We start from the raw sequence: 13394 nt of genomic DNA on the forward strand, positions 1-13394 counted from the left end.
AAGGCCTCACAGGTCTTTCTCAAAGGAACCTCATCCACCGAAATGGACGGGGTATCAACTTCTGGCGTTGATTTTTGGCACGCTGTTGAGTTCTCAAGGAACGGACGCTTCCTTTGTACTCACCCTCAGTGTGTACTGGGGTTTTCCTCCGGGCTTCGTTCTTCGTTTCCGACTCTATCAGACTCTTTCGCGTCCGATTCCCGGTCGAAACGGGTTTTGCATTTGCCGTTCAGGGCTTCGCTTTCGCGTTTCCCTTTCCGGCGAGCCCAACTCTACCAGCGCTTTTCTTCCTCCCCGACCACTCTCTCCGTCGGCCGATAGGCAGGCAGGAGGAAGCCGGGCTGAAGATCTGCAACTCAAGAGGAGGGATCCCGTCCATGGGCAGTTCGTGAGGTGTTCACACGACGCTCGCTGACGGGAGTCACGACAGTACAGGTCTGCCGATGCCCAGGCAAATCGATTCAGGCGTATGGTCTAGTCCACTAGGTTGTCGCGGGACCGCGTGGGACCTCCACAAGGAGGGCACTTCGTGCGGAACCGGGACGTGTCATGACTTACCCTTCTCAAAGTACGCCGTCCAGGACAGGTTGTGACGGCGACACGAAGAAGCCCCACCCCTGGGAGGCCCCCCATGACCAGCGTGACGTCCCCACTTGCCGGGCGCGCCATCGGACTCGCGGCAGTGCCCGATCCGGTGTTCTCCGGCGCGATGGTGGGACCGGGCACCGCCATTGATCCCGTGCGCGAGGCTTCGGAGGCTGTGTCCCCCGTCGACGGTGTGATCGTCTCCCTGCACCCGCACGCCTACGTCGTCGTCGACAGCGAAGGCCACGGTGTGCTCACGCACCTCGGGATCGACACCGTCCAGCTCAACGGCGAAGGCTTCGAGCTGCTCGTGAACAAGGGCGACACCGTGACCCGCGGCCAGGCCGTCATCCGTTGGAACCCCGCCGCGGTCGAGGCCGCCGGCAAGTCCCCCATCTGCCCCGTCGTGGCGCTGGAAGCGACTGCCGACTCCCTCACCGACGTCGTCGAGACCGGAGACATGAAGGCCGGAGACGTTCTTTTCGGCTGGCAGTGACGTATCCGCCTGCTCGGGCGAATCGCACATCCACCGCGGCGGGTGGTACCGCCGCTCAATCGGAGACGGGTGCAATGGAGACAACGCTGCGAGGCGTCGGCGTGAGCCACGGTGTGGCGATCGGCGAGGTCCGGCACATGGGCACGGCGGTTCTCGAACCGCCCGCCAAGCAGATCGCCGCGGAGGAGGCGGGACGCGAACAGGGGCGCGCCCGTCAGGCCGTGGACGCTGTGGCGGCCGATCTGATCGCGCGCGGCCAGTTGGCCGGTGGCGAGGCCCAGCACGTGCTCGAAGCTCAGGCCATGATCGCTCAGGACCCCGAGCTGATGGCCGATGTCGACCGCCGGATCGTCGTCGGGAGCACCGCCGAGCGCGGCGTGTACGACGCGTTCGCTGCCTACCGCGAGCTGCTCGCGGGGGCGGGCGAGTACATGGCCGGTCGGGTGGCCGACCTGGACGACGTACGGAACCGCATCGTGGCCCGCCTGCTGGGTGTACCGATGCCGGGTGTGCCGGACAGTGACGAGCCGTACGTGCTGATCGCGCGGGACCTCGCTCCCGCGGACACCGCGCTGCTCGACCCGGCGCTCGTGCTCGGTTTCGTGACCGAGGAAGGCGGCCCGACCAGCCACAGCGCGATCCTCGCGCGGGCGCTGGGCGTGCCTGCCATCGTCGCTCTGCCGGGCGCCGGGGAGATCCCCGAGGGCACCATGATCGCCGTGGACGGCAGCACTGGTGACCTGTTCGTCGAGCCGACCGCGCAGAAGCGCGCGGAACTGGAGGCCTCGGCCGCCGAGCGCAGGGCCGCGCTGTCCGCGTCGTCCGGTCCGGGTGCCACGTCGGACGGTCACAAGGTGCCGCTGCTGGCCAACGTCGGCGGTCCGGCGGACGTGCCCGCCGCCGTCGCGGCGGGGGCCGAGGGTGTGGGTCTGTTCCGCACCGAGTTCCTCTTCCTGGACGACAGCAAGAAGGCGCCGACCGAGGAGAAGCAGGTCGAGGCGTACCGCGCCGTGCTGGCGGCCTTCCCCGAGGGCCGTGTCGTCGTGCGCGTCCTGGACGCCGGCGCCGACAAGCCGCTGGAGTTCCTGACCCCGGCCGACGAGCCGAACCCGGCTCTGGGTGTCCGTGGTCTGCGGTCGCTGCTGGACCACCCGGAGGTGCTGCGTACGCAGCTCACCGCGCTGGCCAAGGCCGCCGAGGGACTGCCGGTCTACCTCGAGGTCATGGCCCCGATGGTGGCCGACCGCGCCGACGCCAAGGCGTTCGCGGACGCGTGCCGCGGGGCCGGTCTGCGGGCGAAGTTCGGCGCGATGGTGGAGATCCCCTCCGCCGCGCTCCGGGCCCGCTCGATCCTGCAGGAGGTCGAGTTCCTGTCGCTGGGCACCAACGACCTGGCGCAGTACGCCTTCGCCGCCGACCGTCAGGTCGGTGCGGTGTCCCGCCTCCAGGACCCGTGGCAGCCCGCGCTGCTCGACCTGATCGCCATGTCGGCGGATGCCGCCAAGGCGGAGGGCAAGAGCTGCGGGGTCTGTGGCGAGGCTGCCTCCGACCCGTTGCTCGCGTGTGTGCTGACGGGTCTGGGTGTCACCTCTCTGTCGATGGGCGCGGCTTCGATTCCGTACGTGCGCGCGACCCTCGCCAAGCACACGCTCGCCCAGTGCGAGCGCGCCGCCGCCGCGGCGCGTGCGGCGGACAGCGCCGAGGAGGCCCGGGTGGCCGCCCAGGCGGTGCTGTCCGGCGAGTAGCCGGATGGATGGTGTGTCGTACGAGGGGCCTTCGCCGGTGGCGAGGGCCCCTCGGCCGTTTCCGTGAACCGGTCGCGTCACCCGTCCCCATGCCCCGTTCGGGTCAGTGGCGCGGTCCCGGTTCGTCCACCTCGTACCCGGGGCAGTACTCGACGTCCGGTTCCGGGGGTACGGGCTCCCCGGTGTCGGCGTCGGTGCAATACGCGTTGAACACGGCCGCCGCGGTGAGCGCGACCAGGCGCCCGCGGTCCACGCGCCAGCCGTGGACGCGGTCGCGGGAAGCGCCGTCGGTGGTGCGCAGGACCAGTCCCCCCGGGCCGCCGAGGGCGAGGCCCGTGGCCAGGACGGTGACGAAGTCCAGGCTTTCGCGGGCCTCGGTCCGGGGCGGGGTGTCCTGGTGGCCGGTCGTGTCGGCGCGCAGGACGGCGACGAGCTGTTCGTCCTCGGTGGGGACGCTGCACACCAGGTGGTGGTGGCCGGGTCCGGCCCGTTCGAGGAGCCGCTTGAGGATCAGGCCCGCCCGTTCGAAGGAGGCGTGGCCGATGTCCTCTCCGCAGTCGGTGCAGCTGCCGGCGCCGGAGAGGAGCACGGTGGCGTACTCCCAGGTGGCCTGGCGGGCGGCCTCGTCCACGAGGCGGGGGACGAGGGGGCGCAGCGGCCCGTCCCCGTAGGGCAGGCCCGCGGCGGTGGCGGCCAGGTCGGCGGTGAAGCGGGTCCGGGCGCCGTGGGTGTCGGGGTCGATGCCGTGGTCGGCGCAGTAGTCGGCGTACTCCGCGGGGTCGAAGAGGGCGACGGTGGTGTGCATCCCCTGGCCGGCGCGGGACGTGAGGAGTCCGTCGACCTGGGTGAGGTACTCCTCGTGGTCGTCGAAGGGGAAGCTGCGGTAGCCGCGCATGGCGGCGAAGTCACCGGGGTCGGCGATGAGGCCGAGGGTGCCGGGGATCTCGCGGCGCAGGCCGCGGCGGGCCCGGGTGTTGCTCCCGGGTCCGCCGCTTCCCCTGCGGGTCCTGGCGGTCGTGCCGGTGGTGGTCCGGCTGGTGGTCCTGCCCGTGTTCTTCGTGTCTGCCATGGCTCCCCCTGAGCGGCATCGGTCAATGCTCACTCAGCGTAACCAAGGCCACTGACAGTCACCCCTGGCGGCGGGTGCGGGCCAGCTCCTCGTAGAAGTGGAGGAGGTCGAGATTGTCCACGGAGCCCGGGTTCACGGCCTTGGCGAGGGGCGCGCCCTGCAGGAGCCGCTTGACGGGGACCTCGATGCGCTTGCCGGTGAGGGTGTGCGGGACGCCCGGGACCTCGATGATCTCGTCGGGGACGTGGCGCGGGGACAGTTCCTCGCGGATCGTCGCCTTGATCCGCGCCCGCAGGTCCTCGTCGAGGGAGGCGCCCGGGACCAGGTGGACGAAGAGCGGCATCCAGTAGCCGCCGTCCGCCTCCTCCAGGCCGATGACCAGGGATTCCTTGATCTCGGGAAGGCGTTCGACGGCCTCGTAGATGTCGGCGGAGCCCATGCGCACGCCCTGGCGGTTGAGCGTGGAGTCGGAGCGGCCGTGGATGACGACGGAGCCGTGGTCGGTGATCGTGATCCAGTCCCCGTGCCGCCAGACGCCCGGGAACATCTCGAAGTAGCTGTCGCGGTAGCGGCTGCCGTCGGGGTCGTTCCAGAAGCGGATCGGCATGGACGGCATGGGGTTGGTGACGATCAGCTCGCCGACCTCGCCGATGACGGGCTTGCCCGAGGGGTCCCACGCCTGGAGGTCGGTGCCCAGGCAGGGCGCCTGGAGTTCGCCGATGTGGACGGGGAGGGTGGGGACGGCGCCCGCGAAGCAGCTGCAGACGTCGGTGCCGCCGCTGACGGAGGCGATCCAGAGGTCCTCGGCCACCTCGTCGTGCAGCCAGCGGAAGCCGTCGGGCGGGAGCGGGGAGCCGGTGGTGGCCACGCACGTGACGGCCGAGAGGTCGAAGTCGCGGGACGGGTGGACCTCGGCCTTGCGGCAGGCCATGACGTACGCCGCCGAGGTGCCGTACAGGGTGGCCTTCGTGCGTTCCGCGATCCGCCACTGGGCGCCGGTGTCCGGGTAGCCGGGGCTGCCGTCGTAGAGGACGACCGTCGTACCGGTGAGCAGGCCGGAGACGAGGAAGTTCCACATCATCCAGCCGGTGGAGGTGTACCAGAAGAACCGGTCCTCCGGGCCGAGGTCGCAGTGCAGGCCGAGCTGCTTGAGGTGTTCGAGGAGGATGCCGCCCTGCGACTGGACGATCGCCTTGGGCAGGCCCGTCGTACCGGAGGAGTACAGGACCCACAGCGGGTGGTCGAACGGGACCGGCTCGAAGACGGGCGCGGTGTCGCCCGCGGTGAGGGCGGACCAGTCGAGGGCGCCCTCGGGGGCGTGCGTACCGAGCATCGGGATGTGCACGACGGCGCGCAGCGAGGGGAGCTCGGCGCGCAGCTCGGCGACGGTGTCGCGGCGGTCGTGTTCCTTGCCGCCGTAGCGGTAGCCGTCGACGGTGAAGAGGACGACGGGTTCGACCTGCTGGAAGCGGTCGAGGACGCTGCGGGCGCCGAAGTCGGGGGCGCAGGAGGTCCAGACGCCGCCGACGGCGGCGGTGGCGAGGAGGGCGACGACGGCTTCGGGGATGTTGGGGAGGTAGCCGCTGATCCGGTCGCCGGGGCGTACGCCGAGGGCGCGCAGTTCTGCGGCGAGCGCGCCGACCTGGCGGCGGAGTTCGGCCCAGGTGACGGGGACCGGGTCGTGGGTCTCGTCCACGTGGAGCAGGGCGGCCTCCCCGGCGCGCGCCGGGTCCTCGGCGGCGCGCAGGGCGTGCTCGGCGTAGTTGAGGGTGGCGCCGCTGAACCAGCGTGCGCCGGGCATGGCCCGGTCGGCGAGGACGGACTCGTACGGGGTGGTGAAGCGGACGTCGAACCACTCGGCGACGGCCTGCCAGAAGGTGTCCAGTTCGTCCACGGACCAGCTGTGCAGGGCCGGGTAGCCACCGTCGGCGGGGGCGCCGTGGTGCTCGGCGGCCCAGGCCTGGAAGGCCGTGATCCGGGCCGCCGCGATCCGGTCGGGGCCCGGGGCCCACAGGGGTTCCGGCGAAGTGGCTGAGGTCATGGGTCGGCTCCCGGTCCGTCTGCGGCGCGCGCTTCGTGTGCGTGTGCTGGTGCGTGTACTGGTGCTGGCGTTGCTGCTGGTGCTGGCGTGTGTACCTGTGTGCGTACGGTGCCACCGCGCGGTGGGTGTGCGCGCGGCGGCTCACAGGGACCATGCCATGTGATCGACATCCGCACCAGAGCCGTCCGAGTCGGCCCGGTGTGATCTGTTCAAAGGTGAACGGCAGCTGAACGCAGCCCGCTCGGGCCGGGGCCGGTGGCAGAGTGCGCGGCATGAACGGTCGTGATCTGGTGCGTGCGGTGACAGAGATCGGTACGGCGCGCGGGCGGCGCGCCTGGCGCTCGGCCTGGCGCCATCGGCGCACGGATGCGGAGGGGCTCGCACGCCGGGGCGCGGAGCGGGCCCGGGTGCCGGGTCTGCTGACCGGTACGGAGCCCCGGCCGGGCGGGGGTGTGCTGCGCTTCGCGCGCTCGGAGCTGCTGGTGCGGGTGACGGCGGGCGGCGCGGTGTTCTGGGGCTGGGACGGGGCCGGACCGACGCCCTCGTACGCGGTGGTGGGGACGGGGCCGGAGCCGGATCCGCGGGCGGTGCTGGAGCCGGACACCGGGGGTGGCTGGCGGGTGGTGTCGGAGCGGGTGACGGTGGCGGTGTCCCGGCACGGCCAGGTGGAGGTGCGGACGCCGGGCGGGGTGGTGCTGCGGCGGGAGCGGCCGCCGCGCTGGTGGGAGCAGGTGCGGCCCGCGCCGCAGGGACGGGCGCCGGTGGGGGCGCGGTGGCTGCTGCGCTCGGAGGTTCAGGCGGACGCGCGGTTCTTCGGGCTGGGCGGGCGGGCCTCGGGGCCGCGGCTGCGGGACGGGGTGTACCGGCTGTGGAACACCGATCCGCGGGGCGGGTTCGGGCCGGGCGACGATCCGCTGTACGTCACGATGCCGGTGCAACTGGTGGTCGCCGACGCGGGGACGCACCTGGCGTTCTACGACGACACCTGGGACGGGCGGGTGACCCTGCGCGAGGGTGAGGAGGGCGCGGGTTCGGGTCCGGACCGGTCCGGGGTGAGCGAACTGCGCATGGACGGGGGGCCGTTGCGGTGCTGGGTGCTGGTGGGTACGCCCGCCCGGGTGCTCCAGGGGTGGTCGGGGCTGACGGGGGCGGCCGCGGTGCCGCCGGAGTGGGCGCTCGGGTACCAGCACGCGCGGTGGGGGTTCGGGAGCGCGGTGGAGGTGCGGCGGGTGGTGGACGGGTACGTCTCGCGGGGGATCGCGCTGGCGGCCGTACACCTGGACATCGACCACTACGACGGGCACCGGGTGTTCACGGTGGACCGGGAGCGGTTCCCCGATCTGCCGGGGCTGGCGAAGGAGTTGCGGGCGCTGCCGGGGGGCGGGGTGCGTCTGGTGTCGATCGTGGACCCGGCGGTGAGGGTGGAGCCGGGCGAGGGGGTGTACGGGTCCGGGAGCGCGGTGGGCGACGCGGGGGCGTTCGTCCGGGACGGGCGCGGGCGGGAGGTGCGGGGCGAGGTGTGGCCGGGGACCTGCGGGTATCCGGACTTCACGGATCCGGCGGTGCGGGAGTGGTGGGGCGCGCTGTACGAGGAGCGGCTGGCGAACGGCTTCGCGGGGATCTGGCACGACATGAACGAGCCCGTGTCCTTCGCGCCGCTCGGGGACATGACCCTGCCCAGGTCGGCGCGGCACGCGTTGGAGGGGGCGGGTGGGGACCACCGGGCAGCGCACAACGTGTACGCGCTGGCGATGGCGCGGGCCGGGTACGAGGGGCTGGTGCGGCTGCGGCCCGGCGAGCGGCCGTTCCTGTTCTCCCGGTCGGGGTGGGCGGGGATGCAGCGGTACGGGGGCACGTGGTCCGGTGACGTGGAGACGAGCTGGCCGGGGCTGCGGGCCTCACTGGCGCTGGTGCTGGGGCTGGGGTTGTGCGGGGTGCCGTACTCGGGGCCGGACGTGGGGGGCTTCGGCGGCTCGCCGTCGCCGGAGCTGTACCTGCGGTGGCTGCAACTGGGCTCGTACCTGCCGTTGTTCCGGACGCACTCGGCGATCTGGGCGGGACGGCGGGAGCCGTGGGAGTTCGGGGCCGAGGTGGAGGGGCACGCGCGGGCGGCGCTGGCCGAGCGGGAGCGGCTGCGGCCCTACTTCGTGACGCTGGCGCATCTGGCGCGGCGGACGGGGGCGCCGTACGTGCGGCCGCTCTGGTGGGGTTCGCCGGAGGAGCGGGGGCTGCGGGACTGCGAGGACGCGTTCCTGCTGGGGGACGCGCTGCTGGTGGCGCCGGTGCTGGAGTGCGGGGCGGACCGGCGGGCGGTGCGGCTGCCCCGGGGCCGCTGGTACGACACGGTGACGGAGACGGCGTACGAGGGGCCGGGCCAGGTGCTGCTGGACGCGCCGCTGGGCCGGATCCCGGTGCTGGCGCGGGCGGGCGCGGTGATCCCGGTCCGGGCGGAGGACGGGTCGGTGGGGCTGGAGGCCTGGGCTCCGGCACGGGGGCGCACGGGTGGCGGCCTCGTCGTCCGGGACGCGGGGCCGGGCTTCGAGCCGGGCACGGTGGAGCGGTACGCCTCGCGGTGGGCCGTCGGCGCCCCGGGTGTGCCCGGTACCCCGGAGGCGGACGCGGTGGTCGTGGTGGAGCGCGAGGGCGGGGCGGTGGTGGAGGGGGTGCGGGTGCGGGGGGTGTGACCGGCCGGGCGTCTTCCGGGGGCGGGGTCAGGTGTAGCGGCCCGCGAACCAGGCGGCGACGGCGCGGGTGTGGAGGGGGAAGGCCAGGGGGGCGGCGGCGCGCAGGACGTGCCAGCCCGTGGTCTCGTCCGTGGGGACGGACTCGGGCAGTGCGGACGCGGGGCGTTCGGGGAGCAGGCCGAAGACCAGGAGGTGGCCCGCCGGGGAGCTGAGCGCGTCGGCGAGGGTGACGTCCGAGGCCGGGGCGTGGATGCCGGTCTCCTCGCGCAGTTCGCGGACCACCGCCTCCTGCCAGTCCTCGCCGTGGTCGATGAAGCCGCCCGGGAGGGCGACGGCGCCGAGGGCCGGTTCGATGGTGCGGGTGATGACCACGAGGCCGACGCCCCGCTCGTCCTCGACGGGGAGCAGGGCCACGGCCACGGGGGTGGGGTTGCGGTAGGCCGTGGTCCCGCAGTCGGCGCACGTACGGGGCCAGTCGGTGGTGGCGAACGGAGATCCGCAGGCGGAACAGTGCGAGTTCATCAGCGGCGCGGGCATCCCGCGATGGTAGACGAAGGGGCATGAGAACGCTGGCTGTCGTCTTCGTGGTCGCCTCGCTCGGAGCGTCGGCGGCGGGGTCCGCTCCGGATGCCTTCGTGGCCCTGGGCGCGGTGGATCCGACGGTCCGGCAGGAGATGCGGTACGCCGGGGACCGGAATTTCACCGGCGGGGTGGTCGAGGGGTACGAGGAGCCGGTGTGCCTCCTGACCCGGCCCGCCGCCGAGGCGCTGGCGCGGGCCCAACGCGCGGTGGTGCGGCGCGGGTACGCGCTGGCGGTGTACGACTGCTACCGGCCCCAGCGGGCGGTGGACCGTTTCGTGCGCTGGGCCGGGGACGCGGCGGACCAGCGCACGAAGGCGGAGTACTACCCGCGGGTGGAGAAGGACCGGCTGATCCCGGACGGTTACATCGCGGCGCGTTCGGGGCACAGCCGTGGGAGTACGGTCGATGTGGGTCTGGTGCGGCTGCCGCTGGGGCGGCCGGTGGATTTCGGGACGCCCTTCGACTTCTTCGATCCGCTGTCGCACACCGACGACCCGCGGGTGACGGGCGCCGCGCGGGAGAACCGGGAGCTGCTGAAGCGGGTGCTGGCGGCGCAGGGCTTCGTGAACCTGCCCGAGGAGTGGTGGCATTTCACCTACCGGCCGGAGACCTTCCCGGACGCGTACTTCGACTTCCCGGTCTCTGTCGGCTCGGTCGCGCCGTGAGTACGGTCGCGCCATGACGTTCTCTTCGTACGAGGAATTCTGGCCCTATTACGTCGCCATGCACTCCCGGGCCGCGACCCGCTGGGTGCATCTGGGCGGCACCCTGACCGGGCTCGCCGTGGCCGCCTACGGGCTGGCCCGGGGGCGCACGCGCTACCTCGCCGCGCTGCCGCTCCTCGGGTACGGGGCGGCCTGGCCCGCGCACTTCCTGATCGAGCGGAACAACCCGGCCAGCTTCGGACATCCCGGCTGGTCGCTGCGCGGGGACGCGCAGATGATCCGGATGATGCTGGCCGGGCGGGACGCGGAGCTGGCGGCGATCGCCGGGAAGTGGCTCGCCGTCAACCGGTGACCCGCGCGGCCCGCCGTGACAGACTCCAGAGGATTCTGACGGATAGTCAGAATCAACCGTCGCTGTCAGGAGGGGTCTTGGGACGCACGCGTACACCCGTCGTGAGCGGGTGGTTCACGGATACGGATGCCGCGGGGGACGCGGCCGGGGGCGCGGAGGCGGGGTTCCGGCTGCTCGGAACCCGGTGTTCCGCCTGCGCCGCCGTGTACTTCCCGCGGGAGGACGCCTTCTGCCGCAATCCCGGCTGCGCGGGCGGCGGCGAGCTGGCCGAGGTGCCGCTGTCGCGGTACGGGCGGGTCTGGTCCTACACCGACGGGCGCTACCGGCCGCCCGCCCCGTACGTCTCCGACCCGGACCTGCCCTGGACTCCGTACACGCTGGTCGCGGTGGAGCTGGAGGCCGAGCGGATGGTCGTCCTGGGGCAGGCCGCGCCCGGGGTGGGCGTGGCCGATCTGGCGGTGGGGATGGCGGTCGAGGTGGTGCCGGGGGTGCTGAACGAGGACGCGGCCACCGGGACGACCTGGACGACCTGGCACTTCCGCCCCGTGGCGGAGCACGACGGCGAGGACCGCGGCGACGGCGGTCGGGGCGGGGTGCGGGCATGAGCGGTGACGTGGCGGTCCTCGGGGCCGGGATGCATCCGTGGGGCAAGTGGGGGCGCAGCTTCGTCGAGTACGGGCGGGCGGCGGCCCGGGCCGCGCTCGCCGACGCGGGGCTCGACTGGTGCGACGTCGGCTCGATCGTGGGCGCGGACACCGTGCGCTCGGGGTACCCGGGTTATGTGGCGGGGGCGACCTTCGCGCGGGCGCTGGGCTGGCAGGGGGCGCGGGTGACCAGCGTGTACGCCGCCTGCGCGTCCGGTGCCCAGGCGATCGGGGCGGCGCGGGCGCAGATCCTGGCCGGGCTGGCGGACGTGGTGCTCGTGGTGGGCGCGGACGCGGCGCCCAAGGGGTTCTTCGCCCCGGCGGGCGGGGAGCGGCCCGATGACCCGGACTGGCTGCGCTTCCGGGTGCTGGGGGCGACGAACCCGGCGTACTTCGCGCTGTACGCGCGGCGGCGGATGGCCCTGTACGGGGACACCGGCGAGGATTTCGCGCTGGTCAAGGTGAAGAACGCGGCGGCCGGAGTGCTGAATCCGAATGCCCGCTACCGCAAGGCCGTCACCGCCGAGGAGGTCGCCGCCTCGGCGGTGGTCGCCGATCCGCTGCGGCTGCTGGACATCTGCGCGACCTCGGACGGGGGCGCGGCCCTGGTGCTGACCAGCATGGACTTCGCGCGCTCGCGCGGGGTGAGCGATCCGGTGCGGATCCGGGCGGTGTCGACCGTGACGCCGACCTACCCGCGGACGGTGCTGGACCTGCCGGACATCGCCACCGATTCGGCGGCTGGCTTCGCGCCGTCGCCCGGGTCGTTCCGGTCCTCGATCGCACGGGCGGCCTACGAGGAGGCCGGGCTCGGGCCCGAGGACCTGTCGCTCGCCGAGGTGTACGACCTGTCCACCGCGCTGGAGCTGGAGTGGTACGAGGACATCGGACTCTGCGGGGAGGGCGAGGGCGCGAAGCTCGTACGGGAGGGGGCGACCGCCCTCGGCGGGCGGATCCCGGTCAACCCGAGCGGCGGGCTGGGTTCGTTCGGCGAGGCGGTGCCCGCGCAGGCCATCGCCCAGGTGTGCGAGGTGACGTGGCAGTTGCGCGGTACGGCCTCGGAGCGCCAGGTCCCGGGGGCGCGGGCCGGGATCACCGCGAACCAGGGGCTGTTCGGGCACGGGTCGGCGGTCATCGCCGTCCGGTGAGGCGCCGGGTGCCGGGCCGTGGGCGCGGTACGCGGGCCGTCGCGCGGGCGGCGACGCGCTTCGCGCGGGCCGTGAGCTGGGGCTGTTGCGCGAACGCTTGACGGCCCCCGCAGGCGGGTTCACACTGCCTGACACGGTCGCGCGCCCCGGGCGGGCGCGCCCGGACAGGCCCCCCATGTGAGCCGCGGTCCGTACCCCAGTCGGCGGGGGTACGGGCCGCCTCCATGCGCCGGTCTGTTCCGGCGCCGTCAGGTCCGGGTCGGGCTGCGGCGGGCGCGGGCCAGCGACATGGCGTGTTCCACCACCCCGACCAGGACGTCCTTGACCAGTTCCCGGTCGCGCGCGTCGCAGATCAGCACCGGCACCTCGGGGTCGAGGTCGAGTGCCTCCCGTACGGTCGCCACCGGATGGCGGTCGGCTCCGTCGAAGCAGTTGACCGCCACCACGAACGGCAGTTCACGCCGTTCGAAGTAGTCGACGGCCGCGAAACAGTCCGCGAGCCTGCGGGTGTCGGCGAGGACCACCGCGCCGAGCGCGCCCGTGGCCAGCTCGTCCCACAGGAACCAGAAGCGGTCCTGGCCCGGCGTGCCGAACAGGTAGAGGACCAGGTCATCGCGGAGCGTGATGCGGCCGAAGTCCATGGCGACGGTGGTGGTGCTCTTCCCCTCCACTCCCCCCAGGTCGTCCACGGCGCGGCCCGGCTCGGAGAGCCGTTCCTCGGTGCGCAGCGGGCGGATCTCGCTGACTGCGCTGACCAGGGTGGTCTTGCCCACCCCGAAGCCGCCCGCGACCAGGATCTTCAAGGTCAGGGGTTCGACCGGCGACACCGCGTGCATGGCACCGGTGCGGCTAGAGCGCCCGAAGGCCATCTATCACCTCACGGAGAACGGACTCGTCCGGGAGTTCCGCGGGCGGAACCGGACGGGTCACATGGACCAGTTCGTCGTCGACGAGGTCGCCGATCAGGACGCGGACGACTCCGACCGCGAGGTCGATTTCGGCGGCGAGTTCGGCGACGGACTGGGGTCGTTCCTTGCAGAGCCCGAGGATGTGGGCGTGTTCGGGGGACAGGGTCATGTCCCAGGCGGGGTCGTCGGCCGCTGGTTCGGCGACGACGAGTGCGATCAGGTCGAGACGGTGCTGGCCCGCGTGGCTCGTCCGGCCGCGGGTCATCGCGTACGGGCGGACCACGGGGCCCGCGTCGGCGTCGAACCAGGCCGAGTCCTGGCCCTGGTTGCCATGGGACTCGTGTGGCGAGTGAGCCTGGTGCGGTACGTGGGTCTGGTGGGGCGCGTGGGTGGGGCGCGCCGGGTAGGGGGCGGCGTGGGTGTCGTACGCGGGCGTGTGGTCGGGTTCGTGGCCGGAGTCCCTCATGCCGTCCGG

General features: G+C 73.0%; 12 protein-coding genes. 7 read left to right on the forward strand and 5 right to left on the reverse strand.

What is annotated here, in order from left to right; genetic code table 11:
- The first annotated feature begins 631 nt into the window (after positions 1 to 631).
- Both QMF80_RS08655 and ptsP read left to right on the forward strand, forming a co-directional pair.
- Positions 632 to 1081: a PTS sugar transporter subunit IIA gene (locus QMF80_RS08655; RefSeq protein ID WP_283451203.1), complete on the forward strand. Its 450-nt coding sequence runs from the start codon at positions 632 to 634 to the stop codon at positions 1079 to 1081.
- Between the two features lie 74 nt (positions 1082 to 1155).
- On the forward strand, positions 1156 to 2826 hold the full coding sequence (gene ptsP, locus QMF80_RS08660; RefSeq protein ID WP_283451205.1) for a phosphoenolpyruvate--protein phosphotransferase: 1671 nt from the start codon (positions 1156 to 1158) through the stop codon (positions 2824 to 2826).
- 103 nt (positions 2827 to 2929) lie between these two features.
- Here the strand turns inward: ptsP and QMF80_RS08665 are convergent, their stop codons facing one another.
- Positions 2930 to 3895 carry a DUF8829 domain-containing protein gene (locus QMF80_RS08665; RefSeq protein WP_283451207.1) on the reverse strand — a complete coding sequence of 322 codons (966 nt, stop codon included), beginning with the start codon at positions 3893 to 3895 and terminating at the stop codon, positions 2930 to 2932.
- 58 nt (positions 3896 to 3953) lie between these two features.
- Entirely contained in the window at positions 3954 to 5936 is a 1983-nt protein-coding gene (locus QMF80_RS08670) for an acetoacetate--CoA ligase (protein ID WP_283451209.1), read from the reverse strand.
- Positions 5937 to 6208: 272 nt separating this feature from the next.
- Between QMF80_RS08670 and QMF80_RS08675 the strand changes: the two genes are divergently transcribed.
- The gene (locus tag QMF80_RS08675; protein ID WP_283451211.1) at positions 6209 to 8620 is read left to right on the forward strand and encodes a glycoside hydrolase family 31 protein; all 2412 of its coding nucleotides are present in this window, start codon (positions 6209 to 6211) and stop codon (positions 8618 to 8620) included.
- Positions 8621 to 8647: 27 nt separating this feature from the next.
- Here the strand turns inward: QMF80_RS08675 and QMF80_RS08680 are convergent, their stop codons facing one another.
- Complete coding sequence (locus tag QMF80_RS08680) at positions 8648 to 9157, reverse strand: NUDIX domain-containing protein (RefSeq protein WP_283451214.1); 510 nt, start codon at positions 9155 to 9157, stop codon at positions 8648 to 8650.
- A gap of 23 nt (positions 9158 to 9180) precedes the next feature.
- On the opposite strand from QMF80_RS08680, the gene QMF80_RS08685 reads away from it, so the two are divergent.
- The 4 genes from QMF80_RS08685 (at position 9181) to QMF80_RS08700 (ending at position 12011) form a co-directional block, all read left to right on the forward strand.
- Positions 9181 to 9867 (forward strand): M15 family metallopeptidase, encoded by a 687-nt coding sequence (locus tag QMF80_RS08685; protein ID WP_283451216.1) that lies wholly within the window; start codon positions 9181 to 9183, stop codon positions 9865 to 9867.
- A 13-nt stretch (positions 9868 to 9880) separates the two neighbouring features.
- The gene (locus QMF80_RS08690) at positions 9881 to 10219 is read left to right on the forward strand and encodes an Mpo1-like protein (protein ID WP_283451218.1); all 339 of its coding nucleotides are present in this window, start codon (positions 9881 to 9883) and stop codon (positions 10217 to 10219) included.
- A gap of 77 nt (positions 10220 to 10296) precedes the next feature.
- The gene (locus QMF80_RS08695; protein ID WP_283451220.1) at positions 10297 to 10824 is read left to right on the forward strand and encodes a Zn-ribbon domain-containing OB-fold protein; all 528 of its coding nucleotides are present in this window, start codon (positions 10297 to 10299) and stop codon (positions 10822 to 10824) included.
- On the forward strand, positions 10821 to 12011 hold the full coding sequence (locus QMF80_RS08700; RefSeq protein WP_283451222.1) for a lipid-transfer protein: 1191 nt from the start codon (positions 10821 to 10823) through the stop codon (positions 12009 to 12011). The genes QMF80_RS08695 and QMF80_RS08700 overlap by 4 nt, the downstream gene beginning before the upstream one ends.
- Positions 12012 to 12259: 248 nt before the next feature.
- Here the strand turns inward: QMF80_RS08700 and QMF80_RS08705 are convergent, their stop codons facing one another.
- Both QMF80_RS08705 and QMF80_RS08710 read right to left on the reverse strand, forming a co-directional pair.
- The gene (locus QMF80_RS08705) at positions 12260 to 12880 is read right to left on the reverse strand and encodes a GTP-binding protein (protein ID WP_283451224.1); all 621 of its coding nucleotides are present in this window, start codon (positions 12878 to 12880) and stop codon (positions 12260 to 12262) included.
- Complete coding sequence (locus QMF80_RS08710; protein ID WP_283451574.1) at positions 12861 to 13202, reverse strand: DUF742 domain-containing protein; 342 nt, start codon at positions 13200 to 13202, stop codon at positions 12861 to 12863. Before QMF80_RS08710 ends, QMF80_RS08705 begins: the two co-directional genes overlap by 20 nt.
- Positions 13203 to 13394: the final 192 nt, after the last annotated feature.

The sequence above is a fragment of the Streptomyces sp. G-G2 genome, from assembly GCF_030063135.1.
Lineage (GTDB): Bacteria > Actinomycetota > Actinomycetes > Streptomycetales > Streptomycetaceae > Streptomyces.